Annotated in this window: 10 protein-coding genes; 1 reads left to right on the top strand and 9 read right to left on the bottom strand. The window is 62.4% G+C overall.

Features of this window, described 5'->3' with window-relative positions; genetic code table 11:
- The 4 genes from FYB92_RS04095 to FYB92_RS04080 all read right to left on the bottom strand — a co-directional run bounded on the left by FYB92_RS04095 (position 1) and on the right by FYB92_RS04080 (position 9716).
- The gene (locus FYB92_RS04095) at positions 1-1347 is read right to left on the bottom strand and encodes an HlyD family secretion protein (protein WP_247067118.1); all 1347 of its coding nucleotides are present in this window, start codon (positions 1345-1347) and stop codon (positions 1-3) included.
- Positions 1344-2108, bottom strand: a complete 765-nt coding sequence (locus tag FYB92_RS04090; RefSeq protein ID WP_332828216.1) for an efflux RND transporter periplasmic adaptor subunit — start codon at positions 2106-2108, stop codon at positions 1344-1346. Before FYB92_RS04090 ends, FYB92_RS04095 begins: the two co-directional genes overlap by 4 nt.
- A complete protein-coding gene (locus FYB92_RS04085) occupies positions 2105-3721 on the bottom strand; it encodes a TolC family protein (RefSeq protein ID WP_080937624.1) in 1617 nt (538 codons plus the stop codon). Before FYB92_RS04085 ends, FYB92_RS04090 begins: the two co-directional genes overlap by 4 nt.
- 157 nt (positions 3722-3878) lie before the next feature.
- On the bottom strand, positions 3879-9716 hold the full coding sequence (locus FYB92_RS04080) for a hypothetical protein (protein ID WP_332828215.1): 5838 nt from the start codon (positions 9714-9716) through the stop codon (positions 3879-3881).
- Between FYB92_RS04080 and FYB92_RS04075 the strand changes: the two genes are divergently transcribed.
- Positions 9703-9825 (top strand): hypothetical protein, encoded by a 123-nt coding sequence (locus FYB92_RS04075; protein WP_332828214.1) that lies wholly within the window; start codon positions 9703-9705, stop codon positions 9823-9825. The two genes, FYB92_RS04080 and FYB92_RS04075, sit on opposite strands and share 14 nt — an antisense overlap.
- Positions 9826-10007: 182 nt before the next feature.
- On the opposite strand, the gene FYB92_RS04070 is transcribed toward FYB92_RS04075, so the two are convergent.
- The 5 genes from FYB92_RS04070 to FYB92_RS04050 form a co-directional block, all read right to left on the bottom strand.
- Positions 10008-14399 (bottom strand): DUF4347 domain-containing protein, encoded by a 4392-nt coding sequence (locus FYB92_RS04070; RefSeq protein ID WP_332828213.1) that lies wholly within the window; start codon positions 14397-14399, stop codon positions 10008-10010.
- A 1196-nt stretch (positions 14400-15595) separates the two neighbouring features.
- Complete coding sequence (locus FYB92_RS04065) at positions 15596-16051, bottom strand: hypothetical protein (RefSeq protein WP_075596391.1); 456 nt, start codon at positions 16049-16051, stop codon at positions 15596-15598.
- Positions 16052-16069: 18 nt separating this feature from the next.
- Positions 16070-17068, bottom strand: coding sequence for a hypothetical protein (locus tag FYB92_RS04060; protein ID WP_075632713.1), 999 nt, complete (start codon positions 17066-17068; stop codon positions 16070-16072).
- Between the two features lie 9 nt (positions 17069-17077).
- Complete coding sequence (locus FYB92_RS04055; protein WP_332828212.1) at positions 17078-17359, bottom strand: WXG100 family type VII secretion target; 282 nt, start codon at positions 17357-17359, stop codon at positions 17078-17080.
- Positions 17356-17640: a hypothetical protein gene (locus FYB92_RS04050; protein ID WP_003621831.1), complete on the bottom strand. Its 285-nt coding sequence runs from the start codon at positions 17638-17640 to the stop codon at positions 17356-17358. The genes FYB92_RS04055 and FYB92_RS04050 overlap by 4 nt, the downstream gene beginning before the upstream one ends.
- Positions 17641-17966: the final 326 nt, after the last annotated feature.

Raw genomic sequence — 17966 nt, 5'->3', positions numbered from 1 at the left:
CTACAGCCCCAGCCACGGGCGCAGCCAGAAGATCGGGCGATGCAACAGCCACAGGACCAGTGGCCGTCGCCCACCCAGTATCCGTGCCTCCCCCTTGGTGCCCAGCCGGATCGCCGCACCATCAAGGTCCGCGCGCAGCAGGACGGACGCGACCCCCTGCGCCGAGGTTTCCGGGAAATAGCCACGAAAGACCAGATGGCCACGATGCGGGCGGTCCGGGCGCAGGTCATCAAAAAACTGTACCGGCGCGTCATCCGCCAGCGCGATCATTTCCGCGGCCGGGACATGGATTGCGATGCGCGTCGATTCCGGCTGGGCCAGCAGCGCCAGCTTTTCGCCCTTTTCCACGGGACGCCCCATCCAGTCCGCCGGATCGTCATAAATCACCACCCCGTCGCCCGGCGAGCGGACATCGGCATGGTCCAGCATCCATTGCCTGCGCCGCAATTCGGCTTCCTGCTCGCCCACCCTTGCCTGTAGCGGGCCGATTTCCGATCGCACCTTGGCATCGTCCATCCCCCCCTGAAGCGCCTCGCTATAGCGTGTGCGGGCCACCTCCAGTTCATGGGACGCGGCATCGCGCTCGCTTTGCAGGACCGCCCGGTCAAACCGTGTCACCACGTCGCCCGCATGAACCGCCATGTTGGGCGCGACCGCCATGTTCGCGACCGTGCCAGCAATAGGCGCACGCACGGGCATGGGCACCACGGGCACGACTTCGGCCGGGGCAACCACGAAACTTCGGACCGGCAGCAGCAAAAAGAGCGCACAGGCCACAACAGCCCACCATTTCCAGCGATCAAGCCGCCGCCACACCGACGGGCGCGGCGTATCGGGTGTGATGAGCACGCGCGCCAGAACATGCGCCATCGACCCCAATGCGGTGGCGTCGGCGCGGCTCCATGGGGTTTCCCCCATCACGACCCATGTGCCCACACGCCCGCCCGGCATGCGCAACGGCGCGCAAAGCCCATAATCAGGCCACGAGGCCGGCCATGAATCCTGCACCGGCGGGGGCAGGTCGGCCCGGTCGAATGCCTGTGCCTCCTCGTGCGGTTCCACCGTGCGCACCAGCTTGCGCATCCATACGCTCAAGGGGGCGTCGGCATCCGGCAGGCCCGCGCCGGAAACACATTCGATCCGGGGCGGGTCCTCCAGATAAAGAAAGGACAGCGTACAGCGAAACAGGTCACGCGCACCCTGCACCGCCTCGAACCCGGCCTCGTTACGCGGCAGGGATGCAAGGCGGTCCATCAGGCTGACCATCCGCGCAAGGCGTTCGACCACCAGCCTGTCGCCCGACGCCCCCCCCGCAAAGCCCCCCTCAGGGGGGGGAGACATATTCACGGGAAGACCACCTCCCCCGTCATGCCCGGCAGGAAGGCGGCCGCGTCTTCTTCCGGCACGGCATAGACCCGCACCGTCCGGCTGACCGGATCAATGACCGGGCTGAGGCGGATGACCCTGGCGCGGACCTTTTGCGTATGCCCGGCAAGCATGACAGAGAATTCGGCCCCCGGCTGGATTTTGGGCAACAGCGCCTCAGGCGCGACCATGTCCAGTTCGACCGATCCGGGATTGACGCTGGAAAGGAGGGGCGCACCAAGCTGAAGGAACTGATGGGCATGGGCGCTGACACCCGACACCACGCCGTCAAACGGGGCCTGTACGGTACAATGCGCGACATTGGCCTGCGCAAGGCGCCGGTCCGCATTGGCCGCCTGCAATTCGGCCTGCGCGGTGCGCATGTCCGCCTCTGAATAACTTTTCAACTGCCGCAAGCGGTTCTGGATCGTGACCAGCCCCGCATGCTTCTGCTGTTCTGCCACCGCATGGTCGAGCGTCGCCCGCTGGACGCCGCAATCGAATGACGCCAGCAGGTCATCCTTATGAAAGGATTGCCCATCGCGCAGGGGCAGATCATCCACGATCCCGGCCATCGGCGCGGCAAGAAGCGCCTGCTGGGTTGCGACGGCCTGGAACTGCACCCCCTGATTCGGGGGTTCCTGCGCCTGCGGATTTTGGGGGGCTGGCGCATCCACCGCCATGGCGGGAACGACGAAGGCCAGCATTCCTGCAACCCCCAGCGACATTGCTGTTTTGATCAATTTATGAATCCATCCTTTCTGGCGGTTTCCATCGTTGTCGGGCGTGTCCCCATGCCAAAATGCAGCGGGTCGGATGGGATCTGGGCGGGGTTGGCAGGCGGCGGCAGTTCAGGCAGGCGACCGGCCAGCCAGTCCTTGATCGAGGCATCGACCTGTTTGTTAAGCGTCGCCAGATCCTCTGTCGTCGCGTTAGCCGGGACAATGTCGATGCCGACGGATTCATACAGGTTGGCCAGCGATGAATGCGCCAGTGCATATGCCCGCGCGCAATCGACCTCCGCCAGCACCCCGGACAGGCGATGGCGCACGCGGTCGGATCGTGATTCCGCGCCCGCGCGTTCGACCCGGTCCGCCACCGTTTCCATCTGCCGGCCGACCTCATCCGCATCACGTGCGGTGCGCAGCATGTCCAGTGCGTTGATATATTGCTGATCGCTCAGGTGGATTTCAGCCAGCGTCGAAACCGAAAGGGCAAGGCGGCGAAGCTGTGACACCGCGATCGCCCCGTGCGCCTTGGAGAACTCGGCCGGGGCACGGACCAGATTCATCAGGTTATAGGTCGCATGGACCCCGATCTGCCCCCAGTAATTGTGATACAGCAATGAATTGGAATCGAAATTCAGATTGCCAATGCCACCGATCCCCGGCAGCACGCGGATGATTTCCTTATAGACATCCTGCTTGTCGATTTTTTGCTGATATGCCTCCATGCGCAGTTCGGGACGCATGACAAGGCCGATATCCTCCAGCTTGCGCACGTCCATGTCCCCACCTGCCAGCGATGTCTCGACCGGGGTGGTCAGGTTCAGCGGCGTATTTTGCGCGACATTGATGAGCGAACGCAGCTCGATCTGTGCGGATTGCAGGTCGTTGCGCAGACGATGCAGTTCACGCGCCGTACGCATCAGGTTCGCCTGATAATCCAGCAAGACCACAGGATTCTGAAGATGCTCGCCCTCCGACGTGCGTGATGCCCGAAGCATCGCCTCCGTCTCGTTGATCATCGGGTCGATCTTTGGCAACAGTTCCTGTGCCGTCGCGGCGCGCCAGTACACATCAGACGTGTTGCGTACAAGGTTATTGATCGCCTTGCGCCGGCGCTCGACCGCAATCAGGGCGCGATAGGCTTCCTGCCGGGCCATGAAATAGCTGATGCCCGCATCCATCAGATCCCACGAAAACTGGGCATCGCCCGTCCCGTGGGTCGGCATTTCGGAATAGGAATAATCAAGGTAATGCTCACCCGTCAGCTGGGAGATGCTCTCGGCCGAATTATTGTTGCCACGATGCGAATATCCTGCATCTGCCGACATGTTCGGCAACATCGTCATCAGGGTCAGGTCAAGGTTCTTTTCCTGCTGCGTGACCTCCAGCTTTGAAACCTCGATATCGTAATTATAACGCAGGGCACGCGCGATCGCGCCAGAAATGCTCAGCCCACCCGTCAGCGGCACATAATGTTTGTCGATGGTGGCGCGGTCTTCCTGCGCGCGCAACACGTTCTCCGCCAGGGTCATGGGCTGGGGCTTGACCGAACAGGCGGTCATGCAAAGGATGGAGGCAAACCCGACGGTTCGGGCCAGTGGCCGACGCAAAGAATGGCAAAACGTCATGACGGCAGGGAACTTTCGCTATTCACGGGGTTGGCGGCGCGACAGGTGGGGCGCACATCTTCGACAAAGGCAGGAAGGACGGGATGTGACGCCTGCGCCGGGCTTTTTATGGAAATGACATTATTGCGGAAATGAAACATACGGCCTGCGCGGCGGGTTATCTGGCCCCCCCACCACGCAGAAGGTGCCGCCCATGGCCATGGCGCGCCGCCTGATGATGGGCACGCAGCCGGTCATGCAGGGTCGAACGCTGCCGCGGGGCCTGCGCGCGCGACGGCGCGGACATGGCGCGATCATCCAGAAGCCGCGACATCAGCCCGTCCATCTCGCCCTGGACATGCACGAACATCTCGACAAAACCACGATGGCCGTACCCGTCCGCAAGTTCGACATGCAGGACCAGATCGCAGGATTCCCCTTCGGGGGGATCGCCCTCGAAACGCCGGGTCACAGGGTCAAAAATCAGCCACGCCGGCAATGGCGCGCCGTCCTGCATACGGACATCCATCGTCCAGTTCTCATCAGGATGGGGCGAGGCCCCCAGGACATCGCCGTCCACCACCGGGATGGAAAAATGGCTTCCCGCCTGGACAAAGCTGCGCGACACGAACCCTGCGACCCATCCTGCGTCCATGGGCGTTCCCAAACGATGGACGTTATCGCGGCCATAGCGATCGAACAGGTCCCATGTGGCCTTGCCGGTCAGTGCTTCTTCGGAAAAACCGTTGCGTTGCGTGTCATCCGACAGGACGGGATTGCGCGCACGCATCGTCACCACCGTCGAAAGCGCGGACAGGTTGGCCGAAATGGCCGTGATCCCGCCATTGGCCGACACATCCACCCCCGTCCCCGTCGCCACGGGGCCGCTGCTGCTGTCAATCAGGCGCGCCATCAGTGCGGGCGGCGTGCCGTTCCAGTTCGGCGCAGGCAGGAACGACAGGAGGGCCGACGACGGCAGGATGATTGCAGTCCTGTCCGACACATTGGTTGCAACCGCCGTCCATGTCCCGCCACCATCGGTCGAATACCGCCACACACCTTCGGTCGCGGGCACCGTATTTCCGACAATGGCAATCCCCGCAAGGTCATTTGCCGACGACCCGCCCGGCACCGCATCCGTCTGGTCATTGAAAACCGGGGTGAACAGCGACGCCACAGAGGCCCCGGGCGGGTTGGTCGTATCCGCCGACACGGGGGGCAGCGTCGCATTCCCCGTGGCAACCGGGGCGTCATTCACCGGCGTCACCACCGTCGAAAGCATCGACGTCCCGGCCGAAATGGCCGTGATCCCGCCATTGGCCGATACATCCTCCCCCGTTCCCGCCGTCACGGGGCCGCTGCTGCTGTCGATCAGGCGTGTCGTCAGTGCGGGCGGCGTGCCGTTCCAGTTCGGCGCAGGCAGGAACGACAGGAGCGCCGACGATGGCAGCACGATTGCGTTCGTATCCGACACATTGGTTGCAACCGCCGTCCATGTCGCACCACCATCGGTCGAATACCGCCACACGCCATCGGTGGCGGGCACCGTATTTCCGACAATGGCAATGCCCGCAAGGTCATTTTCCGACGACCCGCCCGGCACCGCATCCGTCTGGTCATTGAAAACCGGGGTGAACAGCGACGCCACAGAGGCCCCGGACGGGTTGGCCGTATCCTCCGGCACGGGGGGCAGCGTCACATTCCCGGTGGCAAGCGGCGCATCATTCACCGGCTGCACAATGGCGGGAAGATCGACCGTGCCAATGGATATGGCCGTCGTCCCCCCATTTTTCGTCGCATCAATATGCGTGCCGGTTGTCACGGCACCGCTGCTGCTGTCGATCAGGTGAACCGTCAGCGGGTCGGGCGTACCGTTCCAGTTCGGCGCAGGCACGAAGGTCAGCCGGTCCGAGGCCGAAACCACAAGGCCATTCTTTTCCGACACGGCCCCCACCGGGGTGCGTGACCCATCCGCATGGACCACGATCCATGTCCCGTCCGATGCGGGCGTATCATTTTTCGTAATGACCACCCCCGCCAGATCATTTGCCGACGACCCACCCGGCACCGCATCCGTCTGGTCATTGAAGCTCGGCCCGAAAAGGGTGGACACCGATATGCCCGGTGGTGTCGTCGTATCCTCCGCCACCGTCATCGCAGGCGGCGTGCGCCCTGTCGTGACCGGGGCGTCATTCACCGGCGTCACCGCCGTCGAAAGCATCGACGTCCCGGCCGAAATCGCCGTAATCCCGCCATTGGCCGATACATCCACCCCTGTTGCATCCGCCACGGGGCCGCTGCTGCTGTCAATCAGGCGTGTCGTCAGTGCGGGCGGCGTGCCGTTCCAGTTCGGCGCAGGCAGGAACGAGATGAGGGCCGACGATGGCAGCACGGTCGCGTTCGTATCCGACACGTTCGTTGCAACCGCCGTCCATGTCGCGCCACCATCGGTCGAATACCGCCACACGCCATCGGTGGCAGGCACCGTATTTCCGACAATGGCAATGCCCGCAAGGTCATTTGCCGATGACCCGCCCGGCACCGCATCCGTCTGGTCATTGAAAACCGGGGTGAACAGCGACGCCACAGAGGCCCCGGACGGGTTGGCCGTATCCTCCGGCACGGGGGGCAGCGTCACATTCCCGGTGGCAAGCGGCGCGTCATTCACCGGCGTCACCACTGTCGAAAGCGCCGAAAAATTGGCCGAAATCGCCGTAGTCCCGCCATTGACCGATACATCCACCCCTGTTGCATCCGCCACGGGGCCATTGCTGCTGTCGATCAGGCGCGATGTCAGTGCGGGCGGCGTGCCGTTCCAGTTCGGCGCGGGCAGGAACGAGAGGAGCGCCGATGGCGACAGTACGGTCGCGTTCGTATCCGACACGTTCGTTGCAACCGCCGTCCATGTCGCGCCGCCATCGGTCGAATACCGCCACACGCCATCGGCGGCGGGCACCGTATTTCCGACAATGGCAATGCCCGCAAGGTCATTTGCCGACGACCCGTCCGGGTTGGAGGCCGATACCTGCTGATCGCGCGAATCATTGAACACATGCGTAAACAGCGATGATACCGATGCGTCCGGCGGGTTCGTCGTATCCTCCGCCATGGGGGGCAGCGTCACATTCCCGGTTGCAACCGGCGCATCATTCACCGCCGCGACATTGACGATCAGTGTATCCGTCTGCGCGGAATAGGACGTGCCCGGGGAATTGAGGGCCGCCGCCGCGCCAAGTGTTGCAGGCAATGCACCGGTTGAACCATTGGCATGCGGGTCGAACCCATCCCATGCCTTGAACTGCAACGCATCACCGATCGTGCCGTTGTAATCTGTCGTGGTCGGGACGAAGGCGATGCGGGTATCCGGGCCACCAGCCAGGAACAGGGCGTTACCCGACGAAATGGCCGCCGTGGAAGCAGAGGCGAACAGGGTCCATGTCCTGCCCGCGTCCGTTGAATAATACCAGTTTCCCTTGGACGTATCGGCCCCGACAACGGCAATGCCCATCGCCACGCCCACCGCCCCGTCATGCACGCCATTGGCGTCCGGGTCGATCACGGATGTCACCAGCGAGGAAACGGCGACACCCGCCGTGGCGGACGGGGGCGATGTTGCGTCCTCACGCGCCGGGACCACGTCATCGGCCACGGGGCCAAGCACGGGGGAATCATTGGCGGCGATCACATTGACCGTCGCGACAGCGTTCGCGGTTGTGATATCGCCTGTGGCGGCGTCGGTCACGCTGAGTGCGACTGTGCGCGACACGGCCGTATCGGGCGTGTCGGACATATTGACGAACCCGACATCGGCCAGCGCCCGGTTCCACTGCGCCGTGGTGGCGCCATTTGATGCCGATGCCAGATGCAGCGACCCGTCCGCCCCCACCGTCGCAACGATGTCGCCCACATCACCCGCCCCCGAAAACACCAGCGCGTCCCCCGTCTGGGCATTGCCCAGCGTGAAAACCGCCGTGGCGGCAGGCGCGACCACGCCGGGCGCTGTCGCGGCGGTGAAAAGGGGCGTGGGCGTGGGCGTCGCGTCGTTCGGTTCCACAAAGGTCACGTCCGTCTGTCCCGACGCACTGGTATGGAAGGTGGTAATCGCCACGGCGCTGGTCATAACGCCGCCGGTGCCCTGCGAATTGTCGGTATTGCCGTCACTCAGCGTGACACCGATGGCGATGGGGAACTGGAACTGGTTGGCTTCCGCCGTGTTCGTCCATGTGATGTCATTAAGGACCGACTGCACCGTCGCCTGCTGGACCTCTGCTGCATTCACACCAAAGGTGATCTTCAGCGTCCCGCCACCCTGCGTATAAGTACCGACCTGGGTGCCATTCAGCATTACCGCGCCACTGGCGCCAAAGGACAGACCGGACTGGCCGCCGAACACGTCATTCGCATCGGGGGTCGCAACACCCGCCGCACTGACACGCGAAACGCTCAGGACCGCGCCGTTATACCCATATTCCGAAGGATAGGCCGCAACCAGCCGGGCGATTTCGGCATCGTTGACCCCCGCACCGTTCGAAATGAGGTTCGTGCTGCCCCCCGCGACCGTAACGGTCCCGCGTGAAAAGCCCGAAATGACCGGCGCGGTATCAGGCAGTTCATAAACCACGTTCTGGCCCGTCACCAACCTGCCATCCGGGGTTTCGACAAGCATCCAGTGCCCATCGGACTGTATCGCCAGTCCTGCCACCTGCGTCGCGTTGGCGGGCACGGTCACGGGGTTCCCGCTTCCGGCATCGGGAAGGGTCAGGGTCGTCGTGCCGTCAAACAGGGGCGTTGCAATGTAATTGCCACTGGCATCCGTCGTATAGACGAACTTCTGCCCCGTGGCATCCACACTGCTCAGCGGCACGCCACCCAGTGGCGTATCCAGATTCGGATCGAACGTACCCCACGTATCGGGACGGCCGATCACCTCGTAAACCTGCCCCGTCACCACCCCAATCCCCGATGAGGATGCGGCGCGGATATTGTTCTGCGGCGACGATAACGTCCCGTCGCGCGGGCCTTCGGCGGACCCGACCGCCCCGATTGCCGTGCCCTGGTATTCAGTTATCGCGGGGTCCATGTCCTGGGCCGTGGCCACGGCGGTATGTTCGGCCACCGGCTGCGCAATATCGGTGATCCGGGCCTGATAGAGGAGTGTCAGCGTCTGTCCCGCCGCAAGCGATGGCAGCGAGAAAACCGGATGGCCATCGGACGGGTCCGTCCCCACCGTCAGCGTACCCGTGCTGGTGGTGCCATCCGCGTTGGTGATGGTGTACCGCTCGCTTCCCGGGATATAGGTTTCGTTGGGACCGATCAGCCCGGTGATCTGCGCGTTATAGGCCGTGGCGTCGCCGGTATTTTTCAACGTCGCCTGCATCTGCACGATACCCAGCGCAAGGTCCTGCGCGGTCTGCGCCGGTCCCTCGGCCTGCGTCAGGCCCAGCGCAGGCGTCACAACCGTCAGGTGCGCGGTATTGGTGGTGATCGGCGTGGCGCTGCCGTTGGCCGTCACCTGCATGCCGACATGCAGGCTGGATGCGTCGATGTTGGCGATCGAATTGTCCACCACCGCGTTGAACACCAGCGCAACCGCATGCGCGCCGGACAACTGGTCATTATTGACCAACGTGCCCAGCTTGATGACAAGCGACGAGGTGCCATCGTCATGTGTCGTAATCGACCAGTCACCAGCAGGCAGCGTATAGGTCGGCCGGATCAGGGTGACATCGGTTGCGGTGGTGGAAGTGACCTGCAGGCCGGGTATATTGCCATCCGGGTCCACGATGTCGGACGTCGTATCCCCCCCTGGCGAAATCAGGGCAATCGTCAGGTTCGCAGAAGCCGCCGGGATCGTCAGGCCGGATGGCACGGTGATGGTCACGGTCGTATCGGTGTTGCGACCTTCGGGAATATGCGCCGAACCCTGCAGGCGCACCACATCGCCGGGCACGACATTGGCCGAGGTCGGTTCGGTATGGCTATAGGTCGGGTCCGGGATGACCGTGCCGGAATTCACCCCCGCCGCCTCGCCCACGATTTCCAGATGGGCATCGCTGAAACTGTCAATGGTGGCCGTGGCGGAAACCGAGGTCGCAAACCACTTGCCCGTCGTGGACGTGCTGTAGGGGATGCTTTCATACCCGCCAACAGTCCCAAGGGAGGCAGGAACGTGCGATGCGGTGGTCGTGCCAGACGCCAGCTTCTGCGAAGCAATCGTCAGGCGCGTGCCGGATGCGAGGTTGTCGGCGACCTTGACCTGGAACGTGAAACTTTCCGTCGCCCCCGTACTGCCGGTCCCGGTCAGCGCCTAATCATTGCCGCCGATATGGATGGTGGTCCCGTCCGATGACGCGGCAACGGTCATGGACCCGTCATTGACCAGCGAACCGGGCACCAGCACATAACCGTCGGGAATTGTCAGCGTATCCTGGAAATCCGCCGCAACCGCCCCCGACCGGTTCGTCGCGGTATAGGTATAGGTCACGATCTCGCCGCTTTGCAGGTGGCTGCCATTATCCGGCGTCAGGGTCGTGACGACGTCGGGGTCCACCTCCTGCATCGTAATCGTGTTCGATTGCACCGGGGCCCCTGAATAGATCAGCGACGCGGAGGTGTTTTCCTGCGTTCCGGTTTTCCCGTCCAGATTATGTGACAGGGGGAAGGACGCATTGAAATTGATCGTCACATCGTCATCACCGCTGCCCGATGCCAGCACTGATGGCCCAAGATCGACCACAAGGTTGCCCGACGCATCGAGCGAGACGGCCGACGGGGGCAGCGTGGCCGTAAGCCCGTTCCCCAACGTCACCGTCACGGACGAAAGATCGACCTCTTCGTGCGACGGGATCGCGACCTTTACCTGCACGTCGCCCGTGCCATTGCTCAACTGGCCCGGCGGCACGGATACGGTCACGCTAAAGGGCCGCGTCTCGCCCACGGCATAGGCCGATGCGTTGGAGGCATCCGCCAGATGGTCATCGGCCGCCATGTTGGACGTCCCGACCTGCATGCTGATCGTGGGGTCTTTGGAACTAACCGTTGCCGTATCGGTCATGACCGCGCCGGAAATCGACGTCGGCACACCGTTGCTGACAAAACCATTGCCCGCCTTCACACCCCCCGTCACGGCGGCATAATTCACGATCGTACCCGTAAAGACGTAATCCTGCCCCAGCCCCACATTCGGCGGGGTGGCGACATCATAAACCACCACAAGGGCATCGGCAGGGGAACCATTGGCCATAAGGACGGCATTGCCGCTGCCGCCGGGGGCCTCCACCTGCACGCCGTTATCGGAAAAATAATCCGCTATCGTGGCCTGCTTGCCAGCGGATGTGACCGCACCAAGCAGGTTTCCGCTGGCATCCGCCGTCACAAGGACGGTCCCGTCCTCGCGCACGATCTGGAAATTCGTGATCTGTGACGTTTCGACACCCGTGGGCAGGGCGCCCGAAACCGTCACGTCATACGCGGCCCCGCTGCCGTTGTTCTGCACGGTCTGGGCCACGCGCACGGTCTCGCTTCCGACAAGGTTGCGGGCGTCCTCGTTGGTTGCGGGGGCGATCCCCTCTGGCGTGGCGCCTGTGTTGAATACGGACGACGATCCTGCAGTCGCGAATTCCGACGGGCGCGCCGTCACGTCGCCACTGATCTGGTTGGTATAGGTCACGCCGCCATCCTCGGCCCCCGACGCCGTTGCCACCGACGCAATGCCCGTGGTGGTGGTCAGGTCGGGATTTTGCACCGTCAGCCGGGCCGGGGCATAGGTCTGGCTCATGCTGTCCGTGCTGGTCGTCATCGTCCCCTGCTCCAGCGCGTTGAGCACGAGGTCATTGGCGAACGGCTGCTGTGTGGCCGTCAGCGTAAACTGCACGCCAAGCTTTTCCGGGGTGGTCGTCGCCGTTGCCGACTGATACCCCGACAGGTCAAAGGAAAGGGCGTTGTTCGTTGCATCTGTCGTCATTTTCGAAATGACGACACCCGAAGGTGCGTTCACCAGCCTGTAGCCGCCTGATGATGGATAGGTGCTGCTGTCGGTTGCGTCTGTATACCCCGTCGTACCGCCATCCGAATTGGGGTCCACCACGTTGAACACCGGCGACGGCAGGTAAGAAGACAGGTTCAGTGCCGTGTAATTCCCCGTTATGGTCTGGTAATCGGCCTCGTACGTCACGGCGTCGCCGGGCTGCACCTGTGGCGTCGTGCCATCGGGAACCGCCTTGCCATTGATCGCAACGATTTTCAGCGTCACGCTCCCCTTCGCAACGCTCAGGGTTGTGCTGCCGCTTTCCATCTCGCTCACCGGGGTTGTGCCCTGCTGCGCACCGTCCTTGTCCAGCAGCGTACCGCTCAGTCCCGCCGTACCCGACAGCGTGTCGCCCTCCTCGATCATCGCAGGCTTGCCGGATGCCTGATTGATGGGCGCATTGGTATGGCCGCTCAGTACCGTTGTGCCATAGCTCAGGTTCCCTGAAACGCCGGGGGGCAATTCGCCGCTATATCCATTGGCCAGAAGGGCCTGGGAGATGTTGAAGGCCAGGCTCGTGCTGCCATCGGCATTGCGCGTATAGTTCCAGTAGCTGTTGGAACCGGAGGTCGAGACGACCTGACCATTCTGTGTCGCGGAAACCGGATTGTCCGGCAGGCCCAGCGAAATTGAGTGCTGGCCCGACACATCGGTCCATGTAAAGACCGGTGCGATCGCCGGATTGACGCTTTGTTCGTCATCAATCCTGGAGGTCAGGGTCAGGTTGCTGGTGGCGTTATAATTGCTGACCTGAACCGCCATGTTATAGGTCAGGTTGCTGCCCGCGGCCACGGCGGCATTGTTATCCGTGGCCGATGTTATCTGCACCGCCACGGCGCGCGCGATGAAGGCGGCGGAGGTTGGGGCATTCGGGTCCGACCCATCGACCGTTACCACCGTACCGGACGGCGCGGTCCAGTTCACCGCGCTGTTATAGGTCACTGTCGGCCCGACGATGTTCGCCGACGCCCCCGTCGTTTCATTGACGATCTGCCTGCCGCTGGCATCCGTTTCCGGGACATAGAACGGGATGTCCACTTTCGTCATGCCATCAGCGGCGCTGAGCGATGCGAAATGGAGGGTCACGGTCCCGCCGGGATTGGTTGTCGCGGGCACTGCCGTCACCTTCCCGTCGGAACCGGTGACGTTAATGGTGCCGCCCGTATACTGCACGTCCGCCGGCAGGGCGACAGTCAGGTCCACATTCCTGATCGGGTCGCCCGTTGTCGCCGCGGCCGGCGTGATCTGCACCTCGTATATGCCGACATGCGATGGCCCGGCCGCCAGTTCACCATCCTTTGTCGTCAGGGCCTGGGTCTGGATATTCAGAAGGTTCAGGTTGACCGTACTGGTCGCAAGGCCATCGGCCGGATCACTGGCGGAGGCGACGCCGGTGCCCCGGATGGACGGGTCGGTCGCGGGATTGTTCTGCGCATCGGCGCCATACATGAAACCACCGATGGCATCGATATCCAGCGTCGCCCCGGGCGTCGAGGAGGTATCCGCCGTCAGCGTCACCACGATACTGGCCGCCGGCGTACCAGGCGCATAGCTGGCGAAAGGCAGGCGCGCAGCGACGAGTTCGTCACCCGCCTGGTACCCCGCGGGCGCCACCACGAAGACGGGATGCCCCGTCTTGTCCACCGCGAACGGGTCCAGCGCGCCAAGCGTGCCGACATGCCCCGCGACCGTGGTGGACAGCGTGACGGTTTTCGTCGCCAGCGCCTGACCAAGATAGGTCATGCTCTGGACGGTTGCGCTGCTGTTCTGGGTATGTGGGACGAACATTTCCACATACGGGCCGTACCCTGCCGCCGATCCGGCCCTGTTGGAAAATGAGAGGGTCTGGGTAAAGCTATTGCCCAGAAGGGCCGTGGCGTCACCCGAAATCGTGACGGCCGGATCAGGCACATCCAGCACGCCGTCATAGGCCGCACGCGTGGCGCGCGTGAACAGGTCACGCACCGTGAAATCACCGCTACGTGTTTCCAGTGTCCAGTCGCCCCCCTCGGCCGCGTCACCCGTGGCATTGGCGGAGGCCGCGACATTGGCACCCGTCAGGCGATGCAGATCCTCCACCAGCATCCGGCCATCCTGCCCCGCCCCCACATCACAGCCCCAGAACAGGATCTGCCCCCCGGTGCCAAGATGCGTCCCCCACGCCGCAACGGCGGACGCCTGATCCATGACCGACGCCGCATTGAACATGGTGGCGCCAAGTTCGGCCGACCCGTCGGTGCCGTAAGACAGGAACTGGATGGAGGCCAGCCCGCTGCGGTTCGCCACGGCGGAGGAAACGGTGGCGAATGCGTTGTCACCGGGCCGGATGACGACGACATGGACATTTGCCGACAGGCCGGATGTCAGTTCCCGCCAGTTATCGACCCGTGAATCGACAAACAGGACCGATGGCGCATTTGCCAGTGCCGCATTCGCCTGATTACCGGTTTCGCGTTCCCCGTTCACCCGCGCCGCATTCGCCTGTTCCGCACGCGACCGGTCATGTGTGGATGGGGATGTGGCCGAAGCTGGCGTCGCGGTGTCGGCGCTTTTGTCCGCCACGCCCCCCGGCGCGTCGTGCGGAAGGGTGGCCGCGATGCCGCCTGCATGGCTGGTGTCATGATGATGGCCCTCAAACACACGACGGTGTTCCAGCAGGATAGGCATACGCATCTCCGCGTCCACGGCGCACATGCCGTTTCTTTTCGTTACAGAAGAAACGAAACAGTTCCTTTGGTCAAGTACTGACGATGGTATTAAATTCATCCCGGATGAATATGAATTAATTCCTAATTAAAAGTCCGAGATTTTCATGGGGTATCCAAATAAAAAGTTAATATAATCCCCTTAAATATTAACTTTTTATTGACATCTCCCCCGGTGCGGGCTGCATCCAGAAATCGCCCCATGCCCCGTTTTTCACAACATAACCATATGATATAAAACGATATTTTTATAAATCAGGCCCACCCGTTGCGTGAATATGATGCCGGGCTGCATGGCATGGGCCTGCGCCAAACATATCCGGGTTGTCTCCCGGACATGGTGTTGGCGTGCGAAAATCAGGGGGCGTGGAACAGGCCGCCGCCTTCGCTGGGTCAGGGGTGGAAGCGCCAGATATGGATCATTACCGCATGCCGGGGTGTCCCCTGAACAGGTTTTTTAGATTAACCTACTGAAATCATAATATTTTATTATGAATTATTCCCTAACACACCTGCACGGAAATGCTGCCTTCGCGAAACAAAGATGCCTCCGAAAAGCGTGTTTTTTTTCCTAGGAATGGACCGATACCGCACCGCCCACGAAGCCGGCCTGTTCCGGGCAGGAAAAAAGGCCCGTTGAGCTGGTCCGCACGCATTGTGATCCGCACGCATCCGGCGGCCCCACATGACCGAACATCTGTCCGCAATGCTCAGAGACTGTTTGAAAAGTCAGGATCGATAACACCCTGAAATTATAAAGGTTTTTGGTGAAGCTTTTTCCAAAAAGCTTCAGAAGACGCCGCCTTTTTGAAAAACGGCAGCACCCAAAAACTTTTCTTTTTATCAATGACTTATTTTCAAACACTCTCTCACAGGCGGCCGAGACACAGGACATGCGGCACAGGGGCATGGAGTATGGGGCATATGATTGCCCCGCTCCGTCGCGTCGCGCCCCGTCGCGCCGGGTACGCACGGCCTGTCCGCCCCGGCGGGGAAATCATCACGGTTTTCGGGGGCCGCCCCTTTTGAAAAGGCCGCAGCCTGCAATGCTGTTTGCAAACCGGCATCCGCAGGAGAATGCCACCGGTTGCGCGCGCCGCGTCCCGCTGCGGCTCCCGGCACGGAAAGGGGGAGTCCGCCGCCCCGGAGGTCAGGCACCGGGGGTCAGGTATAGGAGGGGATCTGCGTTTCGGCCTGAAACGTCTGCGTCATGCTGTCACGAAGATGCGCCTGCACCGTGGAGATTTCATGACGCACGGACGGCAGGCGGTCCAACAGCCTGTCGCCAGTCTGATCTATTGTCCTGATCGTGCGCCCGGCACGGCAATATTCGGCCCATGTCTCCATCAGGGCTGTGCCCGCCGCGTCATTCACCGTGGTAATGTCCGTCATGTCCGCCCTGATCTTCTCACGCATATCCGTGACGGGCATGACATCACGTTCCATGACCGAACGCCCCGCCGCGTCACGCCATGCCGCATCCAGCCCTTCGACCGTCTCGCGCCATGCAAGCAGCATATCGCGCAGTTCCTCCAGCCTGTCGCGCACCTCGTTCGCACGCATATGCAGGAATTCAAGGCTTTCGGGCGCCGTCACGTCGTTGCGCTGGATGCTGAACATCGTCGGGTCTCCTTGGCCTTACAGGGTGCGGTTATCGAATTTCTGCATCAGTTCGGCTTTTTCAAGCAGGCGGTCATCCATGCGCGCCGCATCCTGCCCGTTCGTGGTGGCATCCGTATGGGTGGTATGGAACTGCTGCATGCCCTCATCGACACGGCTGCGCGCGATACTGGCCTGGCTGGTACAGAGATTGACATGCTCCCGCGTGACCACCAGCAGGCGCTCCATTTCATGCACCAGGGGATAGACGTCGTCTGCGCATGACAGGGCCACCCTGGCGGCGGCCACGGCCCGCCCTGCGGAGGCACAGGCGGACTGCGCCACCACCAACGCATGCTCCGCCTGCATGTGGCGACTGGTGCAGGTCTGTTCGTGCCCCTGCGCCCGATTCAGTTCCTGATTCGCGGTGTTAAGCGCCCATGCGGCATTGTTCGCCTCTGACTGGGCATATTTCAGGTTGCTCTGCGCGGCATAGACATTGCTGGAATATCCTGAACAATTCGGATAGATCACACGACCTTCGAGGTCATAACGGATATCGCTTTCACAGGCACTCAGCGCGGCATAGGCATTGTCCAGACGCGAATGCGCCTCCCCCAGTGCGGTATCCGCCTGCAGCTTGCGCCCCTGCGCGGCGGTGAGTGCTGTTTGCGCTGTGATACGGGCGGCCACGGCGTTGCTCAACTGCAACCGCCAGTGCTGTAGCATCGTGTCGGCCCGGCCGCGTACGTTGCGCGCACGCATGTCCTGTGCATCGGCATCATCACAGGCCGACTGCGCCGCCGCATGGACGGCATCAAGGTCGTCATTCCACCGCCGCACGCGCTGTCGCGCATCATGCAGGTCCGCCGTTGCGTCGGACACGCGCCGCATGGCCTCCGACACCCCGTCCTCCAGCAGGTGCTGCACGGTGCCGAGGGTCTCCATCACCTCAAGCAGCGCCTGTCTGGAATCATAATGACGGTATTTCACGTCCTCCAGCAGCGCAATGAGCCGTCCGGGTTCAATCATGTCCATGCCACAGGATCAGAGCCCGCCATGCGCCGCATCAAGATTGCGCAGCAATACGATACGTTCCTGCAACTCCTTCTGGATGGCGGCCATCGCCTCGTTACATTCGCGCATCTTCATGACGCTGGCTTCGAACATGGCGCTGAACTGTTCCGCCGCCTGCCCGGAATAAACCGCGGCAAACATGCCCCAGCTCTGCTCCAGATACCCGAAGGACTTGTTAATCCCCTCCCGGTTGCGCTGGATCGCCTGATCATAGGCTTCCAGCGCGGTGATGCGGGTTGTCAGGTCGCTCATCGCCCGGCCTCCATATATTCCTGCAAGATCATCAGCTTGTCGGCAATGAATTCGCGATAGACCGGGGCATCCTGCTCGCTCCACAGCCGCAGCGCCTCGCTCAGCTCCTCCCACGAGGCATTGTAGCGCTGCGAACTCTGGTCCACATCCCACGCGGCCATCGCCTCGTTATGGAAGCTTGTCAGGTCAACCAACGATGCGGCCAGCACGTCGCTGAATCCTTCCAGCGCCCTGTTGAAACTGGTCATCTGTTCATAGGTCTCGTCCAGAGAGGCCATCATTCATCCTTCCGCAAAATCTATCCCTAAAATCCAGCCCTGCCCCCCGGAAAAATCCCGCCAAGGGCACCGGTGCAGGCCCAAACCCGGACACAACACCGGAGGCAACAGCGGACGCAAACCCGCTGACGCAGCCCCCCCATAAGGCATTCCCGGCACAACGCGCGCTGAAGGTGGCGCACCATGCCCGCCATATCACGCGCACCCCCCATATGTCGCCTGTATGCCGCCCTTGCCCGGTATTACCCTTGCCCGATGTTAGCGTTACCCGGTGCCGCTCGCCCGGTGTCCCCCTTGGACAGTACCTCCTTGTGCTGTCATGACGGGCG

The organism is Novacetimonas sp. GS1 (genome assembly GCF_036686925.1).
GTDB classification, from domain to species: domain Bacteria; phylum Pseudomonadota; class Alphaproteobacteria; order Acetobacterales; family Acetobacteraceae; genus Novacetimonas; species Novacetimonas hansenii.
The sequence above is the reverse complement of the archived record's forward strand: the minus strand, read 5'-3'. Positions and strand labels throughout refer to the sequence as shown.